General features: G+C 51.4%; 20 protein-coding genes and 2 tRNA genes. 5 read left to right on the top strand and 17 right to left on the bottom strand.

Going from position 1 to position 22,482, the window contains the following annotated elements; all coding sequences use genetic code 11:
- Nucleotides 1-169: 169 nt before the first annotated feature.
- Complete coding sequence (locus tag GCU45_RS22840) at nt 170-394, top strand: hypothetical protein (RefSeq protein WP_244364222.1); 225 nt, start codon at nt 170-172, stop codon at nt 392-394.
- A 409-nt stretch (nt 395-803) separates the two neighbouring features.
- Here the strand turns inward: GCU45_RS22840 and GCU45_RS22835 are convergent.
- The 3 genes from GCU45_RS22835 to GCU45_RS22825 all read right to left on the bottom strand — a co-directional run bounded on the left by GCU45_RS22835 (nt 804) and on the right by GCU45_RS22825 (nt 3,148).
- Nucleotides 804-877: transfer RNA gene (locus GCU45_RS22835), tRNA-Gly, on the bottom strand.
- Nucleotides 878-942: 65 nt separating this feature from the next.
- Nucleotides 943-1,016 (bottom strand) — tRNA-Pro (locus tag GCU45_RS22830).
- A 74-nt stretch (nt 1,017-1,090) separates the two neighbouring features.
- On the bottom strand, nt 1,091-3,148 hold the full coding sequence (locus GCU45_RS22825) for a putative bifunctional diguanylate cyclase/phosphodiesterase (protein WP_244364656.1): 2,058 nt from the start codon (nt 3,146-3,148) through the stop codon (nt 1,091-1,093).
- A gap of 256 nt (nt 3,149-3,404) precedes the next feature.
- Between GCU45_RS22825 and GCU45_RS22820 the strand changes: the two genes are divergently transcribed.
- Together GCU45_RS22820 and GCU45_RS22815 are read left to right on the top strand one after the other, a co-directional pair.
- Nucleotides 3,405-3,728: a YbjQ family protein gene (locus GCU45_RS22820; protein WP_105445850.1), complete on the top strand. Its 324-nt coding sequence runs from the start codon at nt 3,405-3,407 to the stop codon at nt 3,726-3,728.
- Nucleotides 3,729-3,736: 8 nt separating this feature from the next.
- Nucleotides 3,737-3,979: a hypothetical protein gene (locus GCU45_RS22815; RefSeq protein ID WP_076173228.1), complete on the top strand. Its 243-nt coding sequence runs from the start codon at nt 3,737-3,739 to the stop codon at nt 3,977-3,979.
- Between the two features lie 67 nt (nt 3,980-4,046).
- Here GCU45_RS22815 and GCU45_RS22810 read toward each other — a convergent pair whose 3' ends face one another.
- The 6 genes from GCU45_RS22810 to leuB form a co-directional block, all read right to left on the bottom strand.
- Nucleotides 4,047-5,012, bottom strand: coding sequence for an aldolase catalytic domain-containing protein (locus GCU45_RS22810; protein WP_089545713.1), 966 nt, complete (start codon nt 5,010-5,012; stop codon nt 4,047-4,049).
- Nucleotides 5,013-5,172: 160 nt separating this feature from the next.
- Entirely contained in the window at nt 5,173-6,717 is a 1,545-nt protein-coding gene (locus GCU45_RS22805) for a leucyl aminopeptidase (RefSeq protein ID WP_167527198.1), read from the bottom strand.
- 105 nt (nt 6,718-6,822) lie between these two features.
- Nucleotides 6,823-7,932 carry an ATP-binding protein gene (locus tag GCU45_RS22800; protein ID WP_152400771.1) on the bottom strand — a complete coding sequence of 370 codons (1,110 nt, stop codon included), beginning with the start codon at nt 7,930-7,932 and terminating at the stop codon, nt 6,823-6,825.
- Nucleotides 7,933-8,319: 387 nt separating this feature from the next.
- Complete coding sequence (locus GCU45_RS22795) at nt 8,320-8,727, bottom strand: hypothetical protein (RefSeq protein WP_076173231.1); 408 nt, start codon at nt 8,725-8,727, stop codon at nt 8,320-8,322.
- A 318-nt stretch (nt 8,728-9,045) separates the two neighbouring features.
- Nucleotides 9,046-9,594, bottom strand: a complete 549-nt coding sequence (locus tag GCU45_RS22790) for a peroxiredoxin (protein ID WP_152400769.1) — start codon at nt 9,592-9,594, stop codon at nt 9,046-9,048.
- 293 nt (nt 9,595-9,887) lie between these two features.
- On the bottom strand, nt 9,888-10,967 hold the full coding sequence (gene leuB, locus GCU45_RS22785) for a 3-isopropylmalate dehydrogenase (RefSeq protein ID WP_076173233.1): 1,080 nt from the start codon (nt 10,965-10,967) through the stop codon (nt 9,888-9,890).
- A gap of 253 nt (nt 10,968-11,220) precedes the next feature.
- Here leuB and GCU45_RS22780 point away from each other — a divergent pair, with 253 nt between their 5' ends.
- Entirely contained in the window at nt 11,221-12,201 is a 981-nt protein-coding gene (locus tag GCU45_RS22780; protein WP_152400767.1) for an aldo/keto reductase, read from the top strand.
- 100 nt (nt 12,202-12,301) lie between these two features.
- On the opposite strand, the gene ilvC is transcribed toward GCU45_RS22780, so the two are convergent.
- From ilvC to ilvB, 3 genes are all read right to left on the bottom strand, one after another.
- On the bottom strand, nt 12,302-13,294 hold the full coding sequence (ilvC, locus tag GCU45_RS22775; RefSeq protein WP_076173235.1) for a ketol-acid reductoisomerase: 993 nt from the start codon (nt 13,292-13,294) through the stop codon (nt 12,302-12,304).
- Nucleotides 13,295-13,447: 153 nt separating this feature from the next.
- Complete coding sequence (ilvN, locus tag GCU45_RS22770; RefSeq protein ID WP_076173236.1) at nt 13,448-13,933, bottom strand: acetolactate synthase small subunit; 486 nt, start codon at nt 13,931-13,933, stop codon at nt 13,448-13,450.
- Nucleotides 13,934-13,935: 2 nt separating this feature from the next.
- Nucleotides 13,936-15,678: a biosynthetic-type acetolactate synthase large subunit gene (gene ilvB / locus GCU45_RS22765; RefSeq protein ID WP_152400765.1), complete on the bottom strand. Its 1,743-nt coding sequence runs from the start codon at nt 15,676-15,678 to the stop codon at nt 13,936-13,938.
- 588 nt (nt 15,679-16,266) lie between these two features.
- Here ilvB and GCU45_RS22760 point away from each other — a divergent pair.
- On the top strand, nt 16,267-16,713 hold the full coding sequence (locus GCU45_RS22760) for a GNAT family N-acetyltransferase (RefSeq protein WP_105445852.1): 447 nt from the start codon (nt 16,267-16,269) through the stop codon (nt 16,711-16,713).
- Nucleotides 16,714-16,768: 55 nt separating this feature from the next.
- Here GCU45_RS22760 and GCU45_RS22755 read toward each other — a convergent pair whose 3' ends face one another.
- The 5 genes from GCU45_RS22755 to GCU45_RS22735 form a co-directional block, all read right to left on the bottom strand.
- Complete coding sequence (locus GCU45_RS22755) at nt 16,769-17,098, bottom strand: hypothetical protein (RefSeq protein WP_152400762.1); 330 nt, start codon at nt 17,096-17,098, stop codon at nt 16,769-16,771.
- A 244-nt stretch (nt 17,099-17,342) separates the two neighbouring features.
- A complete protein-coding gene (locus GCU45_RS22750) occupies nt 17,343-18,305 on the bottom strand; it encodes an ABC transporter permease (RefSeq protein WP_076173240.1) in 963 nt (320 codons plus the stop codon).
- 1 nt (nt 18,306) lies between these two features.
- On the bottom strand, nt 18,307-19,386 hold the full coding sequence (locus GCU45_RS22745; RefSeq protein ID WP_076173241.1) for an ABC transporter permease: 1,080 nt from the start codon (nt 19,384-19,386) through the stop codon (nt 18,307-18,309).
- Complete coding sequence (locus GCU45_RS22740) at nt 19,386-20,921, bottom strand: ABC transporter ATP-binding protein (RefSeq protein ID WP_152400760.1); 1,536 nt, start codon at nt 20,919-20,921, stop codon at nt 19,386-19,388. The genes GCU45_RS22745 and GCU45_RS22740 overlap by 1 nt, the downstream gene beginning before the upstream one ends.
- Nucleotides 20,922-21,048: 127 nt before the next feature.
- The gene (locus GCU45_RS22735) at nt 21,049-22,086 is read right to left on the bottom strand and encodes a BMP family ABC transporter substrate-binding protein (RefSeq protein ID WP_076173243.1); all 1,038 of its coding nucleotides are present in this window, start codon (nt 22,084-22,086) and stop codon (nt 21,049-21,051) included.
- Nucleotides 22,087-22,482 lie beyond the last annotated feature (396 nt).

Below are 22,482 nucleotides of genomic sequence, written 5' to 3'. Positions count from 1 at the left end.
GGGGTAAATGTCCGCATGGACGGTAATCGACATCCTGTTCCAACAGCGAGCCTTTAGCTCGCCCTCAACTAGAAGTTGACGCGCGTCCTGTAGAGGCATGTAAGATGCTAATTTTTATAATATCCAGATTACTCAAAAGCTCGTAAGATGGTGTCATATGGAGGTGGATATGTTGAACAATAAAAACATTAAACTCAGGATTGGCTGGATTATTCCAAACGTTTTTATGTATCTTCTTTTTTTAGGTGTTGGAACCTTTATACTTATTAATGCAGATGGTCTAAGAGATATCAATCGACTTGGCATTTGGGTATTCATGCTGCTTCTTATACTATTTGCGGCATTGTTTGGTTCATATCGAATTTGGACTTGGATAAAGCAAGGAAAAATATAGCATAAAAAAGGGAGCCTGCACGGACGGTACTCAACATCCCGATCCAACAGCGAGCCTTCGGCTCGCCCTCAAGGTAGATGTTGACGCGCGTCCTGATCAGTCCCTTCATAGATGCCTGCACGGACGGTCGAACCCACGCACGTGGGTTCTCTCCCACACAACCGCTCAACAACAAAAAAACGCCTTCCGGCGTTACCCTTTTTGTTTATGGAGCGGGTGATGGGAATACTCAACATCCCGATCCAACAGCGAGCCTTCAGCTCGCCCTCAAGGTAGATGTTGACGCGCGTCCTGATCAGTCCCTTCATAGATGCCTACACGGACGGTCGCACCCACGCGCGTGGGTTCTCTCCCACACAACCGCTCCAAAATAAAAAAACGCCATCGGCGTTGTTTGTTTTAACTAATATGGAGCGGGTGATGGGAATCGAACCCACGCTATCAGCTTGGAAGGCTGAAGTTCTACCATTGAACTACACCCGCATATCACCTGTAAAAGCAAAGCCGCCAAGGCGAATCTCGTACTTTCTCAGGGTGAATGTCTAGTATCGGGATGACACGATTCGAACATGCGACCCCCTGGTCCCAAACCAGGTGCTCTACCAAGCTGAGCTACATCCCGTTGCATTCAAGATATATCATCTTGTGAAGACAAGAAATAATATACCACGGATGCCGCGGGATTGCAATACTTTTTTAATTCAGCAGAAAGGTCCGTTCGAAATCCTCAGGCGAAATCGGCTTGCTGAAATAGTAGCCTTGTCCCTCGTGGCAGCGCTGTTCTTTCAAGAAATGGAGCTGCTCCTCATTCTCTACGCCTTCGGCCGTTACCTTGAGCTGCAGATGATGCGCCATTGATGCGATCGTGGAGACGATCGCCGCATCGTTATGGTCGCTCATCACTTCGTGGACGAAGGAACGGTCGATTTTCAGCCGGTCGATCGGCATGTTTTTCAAGTAATGCAGCGAGCTGTACCCCGTCCCGAAGTCATCGATACTGATGAAGACGCCGAGCTGCTTCAAGCGCCGAAGCTGGTCAAAGGCCGTCTCCTTGTCAAACGTCATGCTTTCCGTAATTTCCAGCTCGACGTACTTTGGATCCAAGCCGATTTCCTCCAGGATGGACCCGATGCGTTCAGCCAGCTGGGGCTGAAGAAACTGGCGCATGGATAGATTAATCGATACGCAGATCGGCTTATACCCCGCCTGCTGCCATTTTTTATTCTGCATGCAAGCCGTGCGGAGAACCCACTCGCCTAGAGGAACGATCAGACCGCTCTCCTCTGCCAGCGGAATGAATTCGGCCGGCGAAACGAATCCCCGTTTCGGATGCCGCCAGCGCAGCAGCGCCTCCATACCGACGATCTCGCTGCTCTCCAAATGAACGAGCGGCTGGTACTCAAGGTAAAACTCTTCCCGCTCGATTGCTTTACGCAGGTCGTTCTCCAAGCGGAGCCGCTCCTTCGCCTTCATCTGCATGGATGGGACAAAGTGACGGACGTCGACTCCATAGTCTTTGGCATGATGAACGGCGGTGTCCGCATGCTGAATCAGCTCCTCGGCCGTGTCTCCGTCCTGCGGAAAGACCGCCATCCCTGCGCAGAGCGTGATATGATAATCATTTTCCTCGATGACGACGGGCTTTTCAAAGAGCTTCAGCAAATAGCGGGTCCGCTCCATCCCCTCTTCCACGCCGGCAAGCGCAGGCAGGATGATGGCGAACTCATCGGCGCCCATACTGAACACTTCCTCCCTGGACCGGGTATTCCGTTTGAGACGGTTGCCGACAAGCTGCAGAATCCGGTCCCCCGCCTGATGCCCAAGAGAATCATTGATATTTTTGAAGCGGTTGACGTTAAAAACGACGACCCCTGTCATTTCATGACCTGCATTTTTGATCTTACTGGAAATCCGCTGAGTCAACCGGCGTTTGTTCGGAAGTCCCGTCAGGTCATCATGGAACGCCAGATAGTTCATCCGCGCCTCCACCCGCTGTTGTTCCCGGAATGGATCCTCGATCGTCAGGCGGTAAACCCCTTTGAGCATCAGATAGTAAGCCACACCTCCGGAAAGGGTGCCAAGCAGGTAATTCCACTGGTATGTATGATTCGCCGTCATCATCAGCCCCTGTCCGAGAGCGGAGTATATCAGCGCCCGGATAATAATAAGCAGCGATGGGGCCCGGTCCTTTCTGCCCCGGTACATAATCGATCCGATGCCAATCAGGCATACCGCAATGATCGCCAGGTCCAAATATTTTTTGAGCCAATTGATACTACCATGGTTCATCAGCAAAGGAAGTTTCTGATGCCACAGGAAAAAGGCAAGCACACCAAATACGATCACGACCGACGTGATCATAAATGCGAAGCGTTTATGGGTAATCGACACCATCGTGTCTTTCAGATTATAAATCGACAGGAGCCCGAGGGCGCACGCCCCCTTGGAGATGATAAGCAGCCACATGGCATCGTCCTGGTTTAATGCATAGCCGAATAGAGGAATTCCGAGCAAGCTGACCGTCTGCAAAAAGTCAAACACAGCCAGAGACAAAAACAGCGCAGCCGTATACAGCCTATGCCGCGACAGTTTGTGCGAAAATAACAGCCATCCTTGGGCGAACACGGCAAAGCTGACAGCTACGCTGCTCCAGCCGGCAAGGACATAAACCGTCTTGAACCAGCCGGCGCCATCATTACTGTATAAAAATGCAGTTTGAACGATCTGAACCGCAACAAAAAACAAGATTCCCACCAAGGCAGTCCTGATTGTTCGTCTTTTCTCTACTCTGGTATGCATGCAGTCCTCTGACCCCCGGGCTTTTTCTGAAATATTTATATATGAATTTCATGCTAAATAATTCCACGTTTATGCCGACATTCCTGCTAACATTAGACAATAATTTTGCATTGGGGCCATCGTTCGACATGAGTCGTTTTGCAAAAAAAATGAATCCTTATCCTCCTTCATCCGTATTGTAGATTATAATACCTAAGGGGTGTGGCATTGTATGATCATTACAACAACCGAAAATGTAGCCAATCATGAAATTATCGAGGTACTCGGCACCACGTTTGGAGTCGTCGTTAGAGCCAGAGGCATCGGCGGGGACATTATGGCTTCCCTCAAGGGCCTTGTCGGCGGCGAGGTGAAGCAGTACACCCAGATGATTGAGGATGCGCGGCGGCAGGCGGTGGACCGGATGGTGCAGAACGCGCATGCCATGGGCGGTGACGCCATCGTGATGATGCGCTTTGACAGCGGGGATATCGGCAATAACATGAGCGAAATTGTTGCCTACGGCACGGTCGTTAGAACCCGTCCTGTTAGCTGATGGGAGGTATGGTCATTATTCTGCTCATATACGCCTTGGAGCTGGTCGCTTTTCTGCTGCTGTTATGGGTAAGCTGGCGCTTCTTCGACAAGAGATACCGCCGCCGGGACGACAGCGGGGGCAGCAGGGACATCATGAACGGATCGTTTACGCCGACTTCGGAAGTATTTATTGACCCGAAAGACGGTCATAAATACCAGGTCTATTATAATCACCGTACCGGTGAACGCGAATATATCAGACTCGATTGAAGCCAAAAAAGGGCTGCCCGATACTTGTGACGGGCAGCCCTTTTTCCAATGAATCAAATGAAGCGGTTTACTTGTGTTTCGGATCAAAGTTGACTTCCGGAGTCGTCAGCTTGTCATAGAAATCCACGTACTTGTCCTTATCCTCCGATGCCCGGAGCGCCATGGCGGAACGTGGATGCTCCCCCAGCGTTCCCGTAACCATGTAAGGAATCAGGTAGCCCCATTCCTCCTTCTCACGAAGCGGAATCATCAGGCGTTCGATCAAATCCAGCACCGGACGAAGGTTGTAATGGGTATTTTTCAGATGAGTGACGAGCAGCTCGGTCGGGCAGTTGCCAGCCGCGCGGCCCATTCCGTATACAGACGCATCCAGCAGCTCTACGCCCAGCTCCGCGGCGGTCAGCGTGTTGGAGAAGGCCAGCTGCATATTGTTATGCGTATGAACGCCAAGGCGCTTGTTCGGCAGGTGCTTCTTGAACTTCTCGACCAAGTACTCCATGTCTTTGTGGTCAAGGCTTCCATAGGAGTCGACGATGTAGACGACATCGACCACGCTCTCCCGGATCATTTCGAAGGCTTCCAGCAGCTCGTTCTCCATGACGTTGGACAAAGCCATAATATTCAGCGTCGTTTCGTAACCACGTTCATGGAACGTCTGCACCAGCTCCAGCGCTTTATCCACGTCCTTGATGTAGCAAGCAACACGGATCAAATCCAGCATGCTCTCTTCGCGGGGCAAAATATCATTCTCATCGACACGGCCGATATCCACGAGGGCGGACAGCTTGGTTTTGCCCTTCTGGGGGATCACTTCACGCAGGAAGGAATCGTCCAAAAAGCGCCAAGGTCCGGCAGATTCGGCGCCCTTCAGCAGTTTGGGTGAATTTTTGTAGCCGATTTCCATATAGTCAACACCGGCCTCATTCAGTCCGGCGTATAAAGTTTGTACAAACTCGACGCTGAAGTCCCAGTTATTAACCAGTCCCCCATCGCGAATCGTGCAATCGACAATTTTACAAGGGTTCGTTTTCATCCAACAAGCTTCTCCTTCCGGCATAAAATTTATTCCTTCATCATACTTGAAGGTGACCAGAAAAGTAAAGGTTAATTGTCCTGACAGTTATGACCGCAAAATGACGGCATACGAAATAAAGCGGCTATCCCGCTCAGGATTCCGCTTTACGTTCATGGTATTATGAGGATGCTGCTTGAGACAAAATCCACTCCAGCAGGGTCCGGACCATCACCCCGGTGCCTCCCTTGGGATTCACACCCCGCTCTTTTTGGGCGTAGGCCGTTCCGGCGATATCGAGATGAACCCACGGCAGCCCTTCGGCAAAGGTTCCGATAAACAGGCCTGCCGTAATCGCAGCCCCCCTGCCTCCGGTGCTGTTACGAATGTCCGCCACGTCGCTCTTGAGCATATCCCAAAATTCCTTGTAAGCAGGAAGCGGCCATACTTTTTCACCGGATCTTTTCGAAGCGAGGATCAGCTCCTGGAGAAAAGTGTCATCGTTCGTTACCGCTCCAGTCGCCACATCCCCTAAAGCCGTCACGACGGCGCCTGTGAGCGTCGCCACATCGATCAGACGGACCGCTCCGAGCTGCCTGGCATAAGTCATGCCATCGGCGAGCACCACTCTGCCTTCCGCATCAGTGTTCAGCACCTCGATCGTCCGCCCGCTGAACGACCGGATCACGTCCCCCGGCTTAAAGGCACCGCCTCCAGGCATGTTCTCAGCACTCGGAATGACAGCCACAACGTTTACCTTCGGCTTCAGCGTTCCAAGTGCGTTCATGACACCCAGCACCGCAGCGGCTCCGGCCATATCGCTGATCATCTCTTCCATGCCGAGCCGCTTCTTCAGAGAGATGCCACCAGTATCGAACGTAATGCCTTTGCCGACAAGCCCTATAACGTCATCCCAGCTGTCCCTTCCTTGATACTTCATCACGATCATCCGCGGAGGTTGAATGCTCCCCCGGCCAACCGAGAGCAATCCACCCATACCGAGCGCCTTTTGCTCTTCGACATCCAGCGTGTGTGATTCCATGCCATGCTTCCGGGCAATCCGCTGCGCATGCTTCGCCAGATCTTCTGGAACCAGCATATTTCCAGGGAGGTTCGTTAAATCCCGCGCCAAACAGGTAGCTTCGGCTGCCGCTTTCCCACGGACAATGCCTTGACGCCATTCTTCAGCTTCCCGGGGATCTGCGTTTCCTTTTCGAAAAAGCACCAGCTCTTTAATTCCAAGGTACGTCGGATGGTTTCGTTTGTACTGCTTGATCCGGTATGCGCCCAGAATGAACCCTTCGGTCAGGGCCTGGGCCGCAGTTATCGTGTTCTGTTCCGCAGTAAATCGCATCATGGTCATCGGCACTTCCCATGCCAGGCTGTGGGCTTGGATTTTGAGCGCGGTTTTAGCCGCCTGGGCGGCAGCAAGCCTGAGTTCTTCGGAGGTCAGCGAACGTTCGCCGATCCCGACTAGAATAACGGCGCGATGGCCGCTTGAATCAGGCACAGGCAGTGCGTGGATTTGATTGAAGGCAGCACCGAACAGGCGGCTGTCCCTGAGCTGCTGCACAATGGGTGCAAGACTGGGAGAAAGTGCGTTATCCTCAAAGTCCTTTTGGGAAACCATAACAACAAGCGCATCCATACTGAGCTGAGTAGCTTCCGTATGATCCTTCCATGTGACCGTAATATCTTGTCCTTCGGAAAACGGATGTCCATTCATCGGCGTCATCTTCCTTTGTCTTCAAGTTTTCGGACGATAGTCATATATATTATTCCACCGTTGTCCAAAGCAACTCCAAAGACAAAATGTTCCTGCTGTGCCGAATCAGGACATTTCAACGATCGGAAGCGAGATCACAAACTCTGTTCCCTTCCCTACTTTGCTGTCCACAGAGATATATCCCCGGTGATTCTTGATGATCCGGTAACTGACGGACAGACCAAGGCCTGTCCCGCTTTCCTTGGTCGTAAAGAAAGGATCAAATAAATGGCTCAGCGTGATATGATCCATACCCTTTCCGTTATCCGAAATACATATATTCACGTTTTTATGGTCCTTGCGCGTGCGGATTTCAATCCTCCCGGTATGCTCATGTCCCTGATCAGCAATCGCATCCATGGCGTTTTTAATGATGTTGAGAATAACCTGCTTAATCTGCTTCACATCGACGGAAATATGAAGGGGCGTAGACTCATCGAGCAAAACAACCTCGCAGCCATTCATCAGCGCTTCGCTCTCCGTAAGGAGAACAACTTCCTTCAGCAAAGACGAAACCGGGATGACGGTCGTTTGCGGTGCAGATGGCTTGGACGAATTCAAAAATTCATAAATAATGTCGTTCGCCCGGTCGATCTCGGTCAATATAATGCGGGCATACTCGTCTTTTCCGAGCTTGGTCAAATGAGGTCTCAGCAGCTGAATGAATCCACGGATGGCCGTGAGCGGGTTGCGGATTTCGTGGGCGATCGATGCTGAAATTTTGCCGAGCATCGCCAGCTTGTCGTTTCGGTAGGCGGTTTGTTCGATCTGCTTGAAATCGGATACATCCTTGACACTAAATAAAAAATCACCGTCCATTTGATCGCCGTAGGTGACCGTAAGAAGCCACTGGCGTCCGGTTTCATCACTTAGCTCATGGTATCTTTTTCGGTGAAAAATGGTTTCGCGGTAAATACGTAATATTTTCTTCTTCTTATACCGGCTTAACTGGGGATGACGCAAAATTTGAAGCAAGGTTAGGCCAGTCAACGACTTACGGGAAATTTCCAACAACCTCGCCATTTGCACATTAATAAAGGTCAAAACGCCCTCACTGTCGAAAAGAATTACCCCACTGTCCAAGTGCTCCAAAATGTTCTCGTACTTGTTCTTCACAAGCTGCGTAGATTGAAACGCCTCCAGGGACTGCAACAACGTCTCTTGGATTTCGCTCACACGATGCCCCCCCTTTATAAGGAAATGACGGAATTGGCAAATCGTTAGCAGGCAGATATTCCATCTTTTGGCCAGTAATAAAGATTAGTTTAATCATAGACAAGCTCGCCGGAAAACTCAACAAGAGATACTGTCGAAAAAAGAAAAAATGGTCCCAGCCTGAAAATGATGGCCGTCAATCGGTGCTCCTTCTTAGCCGAAAGTCCCCGCTTATGCAGAAGTTTCTCCTGTAAAAATAAGGATGTCGTCTCTTGCGAAAGCGAATCTTAAAACAAAAGCATCAGACACAAAAAATTTATTTTTGTACCTGATGCTATGTCGTGACCGGGCGCTCAGCCGGGACGATTTCCGCCGATTCGACGGCAGGCCCGGGTATCCGATGAAATTTTATGATTTATGCTGAAGACGCAGCCGGCGCTGGCTCATGACCGCGAGTCTTTTCTTCAGCTCGCTCTGCCATTTCTCGTCTTGAATTTGCTTGGCGACCGTCAACAAATCAAGGGCCATGTCAATCTGGCTCTGAATGATGTCTTTCGGATCTTCCTTCTCACAGTTGACCACATTTTCAAAAATGGTCTCTTCGTCCTCGATCACATAATCCTGAAAGTCAATTTCTGCCGCCCCGTCACCATGCGCATATTCGGCCAAAATTTCGTATTCATTCTCAACCTTGTAATGAACCTCAACCCGGTGGCACACGGGACAGAACAACAGGGGAACATTATGGACTTGAGTGCGATAATGTTTAAGTGTACCTTTCGTTCCAACCATACTTGCTCCGCAGCAATAACTCATTCCAGTTCACCCTCCTCTGGATTCCACCGTATTTCTTCATAATGTATTCGATTCCAAGCTCGACAATTCCTTTTTTTCAACCCTGACGGGACCCAAGTTTTATCATGTATGCCTGCTCTTTGGTTTTCTATATCGCCCTGTTCAAATCCTGCTAAATAGATGAGTTCATTCTATATTAATGCCAAAACAAGACGTTATGCCGCTCATAGCCATATTTCAACTTCTCCGAGGCATTCTAAACCCAAAACCACAGTTGATGAAAAACCCCCTTGGCCTGCATCAAGCAAGGCAAAGGGGGCTTGTCCGAATATTTAAAAATTAGTTGGTTACCAGATTTTTGTCGCCTGGTTTCCAGTTCATTGCGCACAATCCGCCGGATTGCAGCGCTTGGAGGACGCGAAGGGTTTCTTCAACGCTGCGGCCGATATCGTTGTGATTAACCACTTGATATTTCAGCTCGCCTTCAGGGTTGATGATGAACAGACCGCGAAGAGCAACGCCCTCTTCTTCGATGTACACGCCGTAGTCTTTTGCAACGGATCTCGTGATGTCGGAAGCCAGCGGGAAGTTGATTTTTCCAAGACCGTTCGAGTCGCGCGGTGTGTTGATCCAAGCCTTGTGGCTGTGGATGGAGTCCGTGCTCACACCCAGAATTTCAGCGTCAAGCGCTTTGAACTGCTCGTAAGCATCGCTCAGCGCAGTGATTTCCGTAGGGCATACGAAAGTGAAATCGAGTGGATAGAAGAAAAATACGAGCCATTTACCGCGATAGTCAGTCAGGCTTGCTTTGCTGAAATCCGCGCCGTCACCTGTTACAGTTTCCATCGTAAATTCAGGAGCCGGTTTACCTACTAAACGTTCTGCCATGTCAAAAATTCCTCCTTTAATATAAAGAACAACTGCTCTGTTCTAGATTAAGTATCGTATTGCATCCCAAGTGGAATCTACATTTCAAATGGTATCATTCGACGAAATCAAAGTCAAGATTATATACGTTATTTATTTATAATAATTATAAATAAGATAATATCGTGAACTTTTCAACGAATCTTCAGCAGACGGATGTTAAAAAAGGGGCCGCCGATCACCCGGCAGCACCCTTTCCAAAAAAATCCCTTCATTTATATAGCGCTAAAACGACCTCAATATTATGTTGAAAATTACTTCTTCATCGCAGCCACGATCAGGTCGCCCATCTCCCGTGTGCCGATCGCCTTGCTCTTATCCACAGCGATGTCGCCTGTGCGATGTCCGGCATTCAGCACGTCAGCCACAGCTGCTTCAATCGCGTCTGCCGCATCGCCGTATCCAAACGTGAGGCGGAACATCAGCGCCAGTGACAGAATCGTGGCGATCGGATTCGCCAGGTTCTGACCCGCGATATCCGGTGCGGAGCCGTGAACCGGCTCATACAAGCCGAACGCGCCTTCTCCCATCGAAGCGGACGACAGCATACCGATTGACCCGGTCAGCATGGCCGCTTCGTCGCTCAAAATATCGCCAAACATGTTCTCCGTCACGATGACGTCGAAGCTGGCTGGCCGGCGCAGCAGCTGCATGGCGCAGTTGTCGACAAGCACATGCTCCAGCTCCACATCCGGATAATCCGGAGCGACCCGATTCACCACTTCACGCCACAGGCGGGAAGTTTCGAGCACGTTCGCCTTATCGACGGAAGCGAGCTTCTTGCGGCGCTTCTGGGCGATTTCAAAGGCTTGGCGCACGATCCGTTCCACTTCCGCCACATTGTACACGCAAGTGTCCACCGCTTCTTCGCCATGCTCGCCTTGACGTCTCAGCTTGTCACCGAAGTAAATGCCGCCGGTCAGCTCCCGTACAACCATCAGGTCCGTGCCTTCCAGCACCTCAGGCTTCAGCGTCGAGGCGTCCTTCAAGCAGTCGAACACCACGGCCGGACGCAGGTTGGAGAACAATCCGAGCGCCTTGCGGATACCGAGCAGGCCAGTCTCCGGACGGAGTTCCTTCGGATTGTTGTCCCATTTCGGTCCGCCTACCGCTCCAAGCAGCACCGCGTCTGCATTTTTACATACCGCCAGCGTCTCTTCCGGAAGCGGGGTTCCCTTCTCGTCGATTGCGATTCCCCCGAACAGCGCATGCTCCGTTTCAAACGAATAGCCGAACAGCTCCTCCGTGCGCTTGAGCACTTTCTCCGCTTCTGCGACAACCTCCGGCCCGATGCCGTCCCCTGCGATTACTGCAATCTTTTTAACCTCTGCCATAATTTCAGTCACTCCTTCAGTTACCTGCGTTTTCACTGTCCTAATTCTCTATATACTGTTGTAACACATGAAGGAGAGCATTGACCAAGATATAGAATCTATGACCTTAATAGTATTTTCCTATAAGCTGACCGAATGGATTAAATTATTCTATACCTGCCTTAACAAGGCACATTTCTTTTCCTGATTAATCCGGGTACAATGGTATTGTTTGGACTTATACTCTTCAATCGCAAAGGAGTTGAACGGATTCATGCAGTATACGTATTTGGGAAAATCGGGTTTAAAAGTGAGCCGCTTGTGCCTGGGAACGATGAATTTCGGTCCGGCGACGGACGAGAAGGAAGCGTTCCGCATCATGGACGCGGCGCTTGACGCCGGCGTTCAGTTTTTTGATACCGCTAACATTTACGGCTGGGGCGAAAATTCCGGCTTGACCGAAACCATTATCGGCCGCTGGTTTGCCCAAGGCGGCGGCCGCCGCGAAAAGGTGGTCCTCGCCACCAAGGTTCATGGCGACATGAGCGACCCGGCGGACGGTCCGAACGGAGCGCGCGGCCTGTCCTCGTACAAAATCCGCAGACACCTGGAAGGATCACTCCGGCGCCTGCAGACCGACCATATCGAGCTGTACCAAATGCACCATGTCGACCCGAATGTCACTTGGGACGAGCTGTGGGGCGCTTTTGAAATCGCGGCGAACCAGGGCAAAATCGGCTACGTGGGCTCCAGCAACTTTGCTGCCTGGCAGTTGGCCATCGCCCAAAGCGAAGCGAAGAACCGCCATTTCCTCGGCCTGGTGTCTGAGCAGCATAAATACAGCCTGAACTGCCGCCTTCCGGAGCTGGAAGTGCTGCCGGCTGCGCAAAGCCTCAGCCTCGGCGTGATCCCGTGGAGCCCGCTCGACGGCGGATTGCTCGGACGCAACGCGCTGAAGAAGCTGGAAGGCACGCGCAGCGGCGGAAGCGCGGAGCGCATCGAGAAGCATCGCGCCAAGCTCGAGGCGTTTGCCGAACTGTGCAATGAGCTCGGCGAGCCGCAGGACAACGTCGCGCTTGCCTGGCTGCTGAGCAATCCGGCGGTGACGGCGCCGATTATCGGGCCGCGTACATTGGAGCAGTTCGAAAGCTCCCTCGGCGCGCTCGAAATCAAGCTGGATGAAGCCGTGCTGAAGCGGCTGGACGAAATTTTCCCGGGACCGGGCGGCGCCGCTCCCGAGGCGTATGCCTGGTAAACGGGCATAACGGCTTACATCGCTGCTCCCGAAATGCAAAAGGCGGATCCCCTCTATATCCGGGGATCCGCCTTTTATATTTATGGATGAGTGCCGTATGTTATTTCTTGATCCAATGCATCATTTCACGCAGCTGACCGCCGACAACTTCGATCGGATGGTTAGCTTCGTTACGGCGCGTTGCATTCAGGAATGCACGGTTGGATTGGTTCTCAAGGATAAAGTCGCGGGCGAATTTACCTTGTTGGATGTCGGACAGCACTTCCTTCATCGCTTTCTTCGTTTCTTCCGTTACGATGCGAGGTCCAGTTACATAGTCACCGTACTCAGCCGTATTGGAGATGGAGTCACGCATGTTAGCCATGCCTCCTTCATAGATCAGGTCAACGATCAGCTTCATTTCGTGGAGGCACTCGAAGTAAGCCATTTCCGGAGCGTATCCAGCTTCAACCAGCGTTTCGAATCCGGCTTTGATCAGCGCAGTTACGCCGCCGCAAAGTACGGCTTGCTCACCGAACAAATCGGTTTCGGTTTCTTCGCGGAAGGAGGTTTCGATAACCCCTGCGCGGGTACAGCCGATACCTTTTGCATAGGCCAGTCCGATTTGCTTCGCATTGCCAGTAGCGTCCTGCTCGATGGCGATCAAGCCAGGAACACCGAAGCCTTCGACATACGTACGGCGAACCATGTGACCTGGGGATTTTGGAGCAACCAGGAGCACGTCGGAATCTTTAGGAGCGACGATTTGTCCAAAATGGACGTTGAAGCCGTGGGAGAACATGAGCGCAGCGCCTTTTTTCAGATTAGGCTCGATTTCGTTTTTATACACGGATGCTTGAGTTTCGTCCGGCATCAGGATTTGTACCACGTCCGCTTGGCTTGTTGCTTCGGCAACGGACAGAACTTCGAAACCGTCGTTTTTGGCTTTATCGAAAGATTTGCCTTCGCGAAGACCGATAACGACCTTGACACCGCTGTCACGCAGGTTTTGCGCCTGTGCGTGGCCTTGGCTTCCGTATCCGATAACGGCAACGGTTTTTCCTTTTAAAGCGCTGAGTTCTGCGTCTTGCTCGTAATAAGTTGTAACTGGCATGTGAATAAATCCTCCTTTGTTTTTAAAAAGAACCCTTCATAAAGAGCGGGTGTTTCAAAGGACCCTGCACCCGGTTTGTCCCGCTTTCGGGATACGATCCTCTCAAACCCCCGCTCTTTAGCGGGAATTTAATGAATATGTTGTTGTGTATGATTATGCATTTCCGCGAATCATGGCGGTGACTCCGGTGCGAGACAGCTCCCGGATTCCGTACGGCTTCAAGAGCTCGATCATGGCGTCGATTTTCGAGGAATCCCCGACAACCTGAACCATAATGCTGCCGCTTCCGATGTCGACGACCGAAGCGCGGAACGTTTCCACGACGCCGAGGATTTCCGGACGTTCCGCCGGCTCCGCGCTGACTTTGATCAGCGCCAGCTCCCGCGCTACCATTGGCTTGGAGCTAAGGTTGATAACCTTGATGACATCGATCAATTTGTACAGCTGCTTCTCGATTTGCTCCAGCGTCATGTCGTCACCGATCGTGACGATGACCATGCGGGAGAGCCCCGCTTCTTCCGACTGCCCGACCGTAATGCTCTCAATGTTGAACCCGCGGCGTCCAAACAGTCCGGATACCCGCTGCAGCACGCCCGGCTGGTCATTCACTAGAACGGCAATGGTATGTCTCATGCTCATAATTATGCATCCCCCATCAACATTTGATCAATGGTCGAGCCTTGAGTTACCATCGGATACACGTTCTCACCCTTGCTGACCACAAATTCCACAACGACAGGTCCCGGTGTTTCGAGCGCTTCTTTCCAGGCTGTTCTGGCCTCTTCCTTGTTCGTCGCCCGAAGTCCCTTCACTCCGTAAGCCTCGGCCAGTTTGACGAAATCCGGGCTTCCTTCCAGGTCGATATGGCTGTAACGGTTATCGTAAATCAGTTCCTGCCACTGACGAACCATACCGAGCACCTGGTTGTTGATGATGACGACCTTCACCGGTATGTTATTGATGGCGCAGATGGCAAGCTCCTGAGAGCACATCTGCATGCCGCCGTCACCATTCACCGAAATGACGAGCCTTTCCGGATTGGCCATTTGGGCACCGATAGCGGAAGGAAGTCCAAATCCCATCGTTCCGAGGCCGCCTGAGGTCACCCAGGAGCGCGGCTGATTGAACTTATAGTACTGTGCAGCCCACATTTGATGCTGGCCTACGTCGGTCGTGACGATCGCTTCGCCCTTCGTCGTATCGTTCAGCAGCTCGATAACCCATTGCGGCTTGAGCTCTGTATCCGAATCAGCGTAGCGGAGCGGATGCTCCAGCTTCCACTGCTGAACCTGGGTTCTCCAGGCTTCAGCCTTGCCGGCCCGCTTCACATCGTTGTTCAGCATTTCCAGCACCGTCTTGCAGTCGCCTACGATCGGAATGTCCGTCGGCACGTTTTTGCCGATTTCCGCCGGATCGATGTCGATGTGCACGATTTTCGCTTTCGGGGCAAATCCGTTCAGTTTGCCTGTTACCCGGTCATCGAACCGCGCGCCGATGTTGATCAGCAGGTCCGACTCCTGAATCGCCATGTTGGAGGCGTAAGTTCCGTGCATCCCTGGCATGCCCGTCCAGAGCTCATTTCCGCTCGGGAATGCGCCCAGACCGAGAAGCGTGGTCGTGATCGGAATTTCGGTCCGCTTCACGAATTCGTACAGTGCTTCATGTCCGCCGGAGTAGATCACGCCGCCGCCGGCAATGATCATCGGGCGCTCGCTCTCTTCGATCGCTGCAACCAGCTTGTCGAGCTGAAGCTTGTTAGGCACCAGGCGCGGATTGTATCCGCGAAGGTTAATGCTGTTTCCCGGTTCGAACAGTGTAAGTGCCGCCGATACGTCCTTCGGAATGTCGATCAGCACCGGACCTTTGCGGCCGGTCGAAGCGATGTGGAATGCTTCGTGAATAATTCTCGGCAGATCTTTGACATCTCTGACGAGATAGCTGTGCTTCGTAATCGGCATCGTGATACCGGTAATGTCGGCCTCCTGAAAAGCATCCGTTCCGATCAGGCTCGTTGCGACGTTACCCGTGATAACAACCAGAGGGACGGAATCCATATAAGCGGTGGCAATTCCTGTGACCAGGTTGGTCGCCCCCGGTCCCGATGTTGCTATACACACGCCGACTTTGCCGCTTGCCCGTGCGTAACCGTCTGCTGCATGGATCGCTCCCTGCTCGTGACGAGTCAGCACATGCTTGAAATCCTTAAATCCATACATCGCATCGTAAATGTAAAGCACTGCCCCGCCCGGATACCCGAAAACACACTCGACACCTTCCAGCAGAAGGCTGCGAAGCAGTATTTCCGAGCCGGAAATGACTTCCGGCTTCATCCATTTCTCACGTAATTGTTCTGTAGACCGCACTTCAGGAATTTGCGCGCTCATCAGTCATCCTCCTCTCAAGAATACGTTCATTTTTTTGTGATGGTAAACAAAAAAACCTTCCATCCCTCATCACACAATGTTCTTGTGTGAGGGACGAAAGGTTGTTCTTCCGTGGTACCACCCATATTTGCTCCGCACTTCACAGTGCACAGCCTCAGCAGGTATAGAAAATCAGGAACGGTGCCTCATCATCGATGGCTCATCCGTTTCCATACCTTGAGTCCGTAACGTGGACCTGACGATTCTCCCTAATAGGCTTTAGCGCTTTTCAGGAGAACAGCTCCGAGGTGAGCTCGTATAAAAGGGGTTTTGGCGGAGGTTGCAGCAGATCCTCTCACTCTCTGTTCAAAAGAGCCCTTTAAACTTCGTCCTCTTCATTGCCGATGACTGTATACTCGATAAAATGTTTAGACACATTATATGACCCATCGATTCTATAGTCAATACCCAGATTCGGATAAAAAAATACATGTCCGCTTTTGTCCTCCATTTTTCCGGGAACTTTCGGCACACCGCCCACCCCTATTTTCATATGATGACGTATGTCGCTCATGGATGAATTGGGCAGCAGAACGGAGGACAGACTCTATGATTAGATACCGCAGACCCAAGCAGGACGATGCTGTCATCATGCATTTAATCGAGACCCAGCTTGTCCCGCTGTCCCATATGACCAAAAGCCAATTGGAGCAGGTGCGAAAGGATCTTCCCGGGCGCATGAACCGCGGCGTGACACTTATCGCTTCCCCCTACTACGAAGGGGATCCGGTAGGATTTGTCCACTTTATGCTTCACGGCGATCTGCTCTATATCGATATGTTGGCCGTTGCACCCGAATCACAACGCAAAAGATGGGGAAACCTCTTGATGGCCCATGCGGAAAGATTTGCGTTGTCACGCGGGTGCAAACGGTCGAAAGTCATGGTTGATTCCGGGAATGCGAATGGAATGATATTCTACCAAAAATTGGGATATTTCAACATCAAGTACCACGCCAAAAACCAGTGCCACGAATTGGAAAAGCGGCTTTCCTAGCATCGCGGTGGAAATACCCTACAACCCTTTTAACATGCGTGCCGATTATAACGGTTTACCAGAATCCACCGCCGTAAGGTTTCGGATATCCGGCCGGGCCGAAACCAGGGCCGTATCCAGGGCCGTAGCCGCCATAAGGAACCCCGCCGTATCCCCCGTAAGGGCCGTAGGCGTATGGAGCCGTTCCGATCGCCAGCAGGTCAAACAAGACGAGCGGAATGATCGCTTTGGTGTGAACCTTTTTCCCTTTATCCCGCTGCATAATTAGGCGGTTGCCCGAGATGCGCAGCAATTTTCCGGTCACCAAGCTTCCGTCTTTTTTGGCAGCTACAATATGTTTACCAACAAACTTCTGGGCGTGTTTACGAGTCACAGACTGTTGCATGTAATCCCTCCTCCAATGGTCTTCACATCAATCTATTCGAATGCCCCGCACGGCGCTTGTTCCATAGCCCGGTTCCCGGGAAGATGGGTGAAGCAGGTATCGCGGGTGCCAGCATTGGTAGCATATACACCTGTCCGGAGAAATCCGCTGCTTTCAATGTCATGCCGCCCTGCTTTGCTGGATGCTAATCAAAAAAAAGCTGCACTCCAGTTGAATGGAATGCAGCTTTTTTGCGGTTCGATCGTTATCTTTTTCCCGGATCGTACGGTTCCCCCAGCGCAGCCGGCGCAGACGAGCGTCCCACGGCCGCCACCAGAACGATAACGGTGAGTACGTACGGGAGCATGTAAATAAATTCCTGCGGAATGTCATGCGCCCAATCGAAGAGCTGGAAGTAGTTTCCGATGGCCTGGGAGAAGCCGAAAAAAACAGCTGCTCCGAACGCACCAAGCGGATTCCATTTCCCGAAAATCATCGCAGCGATCGCGATAAAACCTTGGCCTGAAATCGTATTATGCGAAAACGTGCTCGTCGTCGTGAGCGTAACCGTGGCTCCGCCAAGCGCAGCCAATGCACCGCTGATCATGACCCCGATATACCGCATCCGGCGCACTTTGACGCCAACCGTGTCGGCGGCGCTTGGATGCTCTCCGACCGCGCGCAGACGAAGGCCGAAGGAGGTTTTGTACAAGATATACGAAGCGACGATGACGACAATAATAGCCAGATATGTTGTCGGGTAATTGCTGAATATGCCTTCCCCGATAATCGGAATTTTGGAAAGGAGAGGAATCTTCCACTTTTGGAGACTCTCCATCAGCAGTGGAGTTTCTCCCGCACCTTCAAACATCAGCTTGACCATATACAGCGTGCTTCCTGTTGCCAGGAAGTTGATCACGACGCCGCTGATCACCTGATCCGCCTTAAAGGTGATCGAGGCAACGGCATGAATCAGCGAAGCGACTAGCCCGATCACGATCGCAGCGAGCATGCCGATATAGGGGGATGCTGCCCCCATGCCTGCATCTTCCGCGTAATAGGAAGCGACGCCGGCCGCAAACGCACCGAAGGTCATCAAACCCTCAATCCCGATGTTCGTTACACCGGAGCGTTCAGAGAAGATGCCGCCCATGGCAGCAAAGATAAGCGCTGTCGAAAAAACGAGCGTCGTATTCAGCAGCTGGCCAATTGTTGTGATCCAATCCATTTTACAACACCTTCTCTTTCTTGCGCTTCAGATAGAAGGGCTTCAGAACCCAGCGCACAATGCCTTGTGCAGCAATAAAGAATATGATGGATCCGATAACGATCCGGATAATTTCCGGCGGAACGTCCGCACCAAAGCTCATGCCCGCGGAACCGTAAGTCAGCGTACCGAACAAGGCGGCGGACAGCAGAATGCCGAATGGATGGTTCATGCCGATCAGCGCGACCGCGATTCCGTCAAAGCCGACGCCCGGAGACCCCGTGAAGATCGCCTGGTAATGAAATACGCCAAGCACCTGAAAGGCACCGCCCAATCCGGCGAAAATACCGCTGATGAACATGGCTTTCACGATATTGCTCTTCACGTTCATGCCCGCATATTTCGCGGCATCCCCGTTATGTCCTACGGCCCGCAGCTCATACCCCTGCTTGCTCTTCCACATGAACACATAGAAAAACACAGCTGCTAGAATCGCAATGACGGTTCCCCAGTGCATACGCGCATCGCTGAACATGTCGGACAACCAGCCGATCGAAATCGACGCCGTATCCTGGATGTCCTCAGAGCGCTGTTGGCCCTTGAGAAGCAGGAAGTTTCTCACGATATAGTTACTCAAATACAGGCCGGTCCAGTTCAGCATGATCGAAATAATAACTTCGTTCACGCCCCGTTTGGCCTTGAGATAGCCGGTAATTCCCGCCCAGATCCCTCCGGCCAATCCGCCGGCAATGATCGCGACGATGGCATGCAAAACGATCGGCAGCCCGGTCAGCTTGATCCCGACTGCTGTCGCGGCGGTCATACCGACGATGTACTGCCCTTCCGCCCCGATGTTGAACAGGCCTGCCCGAAACGCAAATGCGACAGCAAGACCGGTCATAATTAGCGGCGTAATTTCGCGGATCGTTTCCCCGAAATCGTACAGGTTTCCAAATACGGTGCTGAACAGGGAACTGTACGCCAGAATCGGATCGTACCCCCCGATCAGCATAATGATGGCCCCTACGATGAGTCCAAGCACAATCGATACGAGAGGCGTCAACAGGCTGTTGACGGTAAAAATTTTAAATAATTTATTCATTAGGCCTTACCTCCCGCAACCTTGCTGCCCGCCATCATCAGACCCAGCTCCTGGTCATTCGTGTCCTCCGGCCGCACTTCGCCGACGATCTGTCCTTCGTAAATAACCGCAATCCGGTCGGACACGTTAATGATCTCGTCCAGCTCGAAGGAGATCAGCAGCACGGCTTTCCCCTTGTCCCGCTGAGCAACAAGCTGCTTCTGCACAAACTCTATCGCACCGACGTCAAGTCCCCGCGTCGGCTGCGCTGCGATGAGCAGATCCGGATCTTTATCTATTTCCCGGGCTATAATCGCCTTCTGCTGATTACCGCCGGATAAAGCACGAGCCTTCGTCTCAATGCTCGGCGTTCTGACGTCAAATTGCTCGATCAGGCGTTTCGCCTGGTCGTCAATGGCGCTTTTGTTCAAGAAGCCGCCTTTGTTGTAAGGGGCTTTATAATACGTTTCCAGCACCATATTTTCACTCATGGAAAAATCAAGGACAAGACCGTGTTTATGACGGTCCTCCGGAATATGCGACACTCCGCTTTCCGAAATGAATCGCGGTGGTTTGTTGGTAATATCTTTGCCGTTGATTTCGATCAGGCCGCTGTCAACCTTGCTCAGGCCCGTCAGCGCTTCGATCAGCTCGCTCTGCCCGTTCCCGTCAACGCCGGCGATGCCGAGAATTTCCCCTGCACGCACCTCAAGATCAAGCCCGTTCAGAACGGGAATCCCCTCTTTGTTTTTGGACACCAGATTTTTTACATTAAGCACGGTTTGCTTCGGTACAGACGGCTGCTTGTCCACCTTAAAGGAGACGCTGCGGCCCACCATTTTCTCGGCAAGCTCGTTCGGATTCGTCAGGGACGTCTTCAAGGTGTCGATGACTTTCCCCCGCCGGATGATCGTCACCGTGTCGGAAATTTGCATAATTTCCTTGAGCTTGTGCGTAATTAAAATAATCGATTTACCTTCGGCAACCAGCCGCTTCATAATGCCCATAAGTTCGCCGATCTCCTGCGGTGTGAGCACGGCCGTAGGCTCGTCAAAGATGAGAATGTCAGCGCCGCGGTAAAGCGTCTTCAAGATCTCGACGCGCTGCTGCATCCCGACGGATATGTCATGAATTTTGGCATGCGGATTAACCCTCAAACCATACTGGTCGGAGAGGGCTTTGATCTTGGCAACCGAAGCTCTGTAGTTCAGATGCACCCCGGCAATTTTGGGCTCCATCCCCAGTACGATATTTTCGGTTACCGTAAACGGCTGAACCAATTTAAAATGCTGATGCACCATGCCGATGCCCAGCTCGATCGCTTTATTAGGACTGTCAATGATGACGGGCTTGCCGTTCACTTCGATACTGCCCTCATCAGGCTGGTACAAGCCAAACACGATATTCATCAAGGTCGACTTCCCCGCACCATTCTCACCGAGCAGTGCATGGATTTCGCCCTTGTGCAGCTTCAAGCTGATCGAGTCGTTGGCAACGATGCCGGGAAAGCGTTTGGTAATTTGCTTCAACTCAACGACAGGGGTCGCTGCATCCATGAGATCACCCTTATCACATATTTTGCGGCCTCTGTTTGGGCCATAACGTAAGACAAGGCTAGTCATAATAACCAGCCTTGCCGTTTGGTACACATGAATTATATCAGTTCAAATTATCGTTATGGAATTATTCTTCTGGAACTTTGATCTCGCCGTCGATGATTTTTTGCTTGAACTCATCCACTTTTTTCAGGACATCTGCAGGGACATTTTTGCTCGAAGTGTCGGCCAAACCTACGCCGTTTTCCTTCAGGCCAAGTGTCTCATGACCGCCTTTGAACGTGCCGTCGATAACTTCTCTTGTTACTTTGTCTACAGCTGTCGTTACGCCTTTAACCATAGATGTCAGCGTTACTTCGTCTCCAAATTCCAGGGATTGGTCTTTGTCTACGCCGATAACCCATACTTTTTGGCCTGCTTTGTTGCGGGCAATGGCTTCGTTAAACACGCCTGTACCTGTTGCACCGGAAGCATGGAAAATAATGTCAACGCCGTCGTTGTACATCGTGGCTGCAGCCGCTTTACCTTGGTCAGGCTTGTCAAATGCGCCGGTGTAGTTGATGATCACTTTCGCATCCGGATTCGCTGCGGCAACGCCAGCTTTAAAGCCGGCTTCAAAGCGTTTGATAACCGGAATTTCGGAACCGCCGACAAAACCGATTTTGTTCGTTTTTGTCATGGAGCCTGCTACTACACCCACGAGGAATGCCCCTTCGTTCTCCGCAAACGTAACGGAATGAACGTTAGGCGCATCGACTTCAGCATCGATAATGGCCATTTTGGCATCCGGATTTTGATCGGCTACCGTTTTCATATCAACGCCAAGGTCAAAACCGATCCCCCAAGTGAGGTCGTATTTGCCTTTGACATATTTGTTCAGGTTCGGAACATAATCTTCTTTGGACTTACTTTGCAGATACTGGGCTTCGATCCCTTTGTCCTTCTTCAATGCTTCCAATGCTTCCCAAGCGGATTGGTTAAAAGATTTGTCGTTAACCCCGCCCACGTCAGTCACGAGACCGACCTTCACGCTAGATTTTGCTGCGCCGCCTTCTTCGCTGCCGCCGGACGAGCTGCTCGTATCTTCGTTCTTTTTACCGCAGCCGGCCAGTACAACTGAAAATGCAAGCAGCATAATCAGCGACAATTTGAACATTTTCTTCATTAACTTATAGTCCCCCTAGAATGAATTATATCCTTGCACCTGTCTTCGCCCTTCAGCAATTGATCTATGGTCAATTAATTGCTTGTGAAGGCTTGTTCAAATGTCGGACATTCCACAGAACAGATTATACATTTTACCTACGCCAAAATCCAGCAAATTTACGTCAGAAAATAAAACTTTTTTAGTGAAAAATCAAGGGAAAACGCTTTATTTTGCCATAAATCACACAACCTGTTATTTCCATGGAAGAGTAGCTGTCTATAAGCTCACCTGATGTCGATTCTCGAATGAAAAGATGCGTGAAATTAACATTCATACCCATTCATGAGTGCGGCACCCGGCACCAGCGACTCTAGGTTCTGATTTATGTTAGCAAGCGGGGCTTTTTCTTGTTGG

The organism is Paenibacillus cellulositrophicus, from assembly GCF_009363095.1.
GTDB lineage: Bacteria > Bacillota > Bacilli > Paenibacillales > Paenibacillaceae > Paenibacillus_AQ > Paenibacillus_AQ favisporus.
This window is presented reverse-complemented; position numbering and strand designations above follow the sequence as displayed.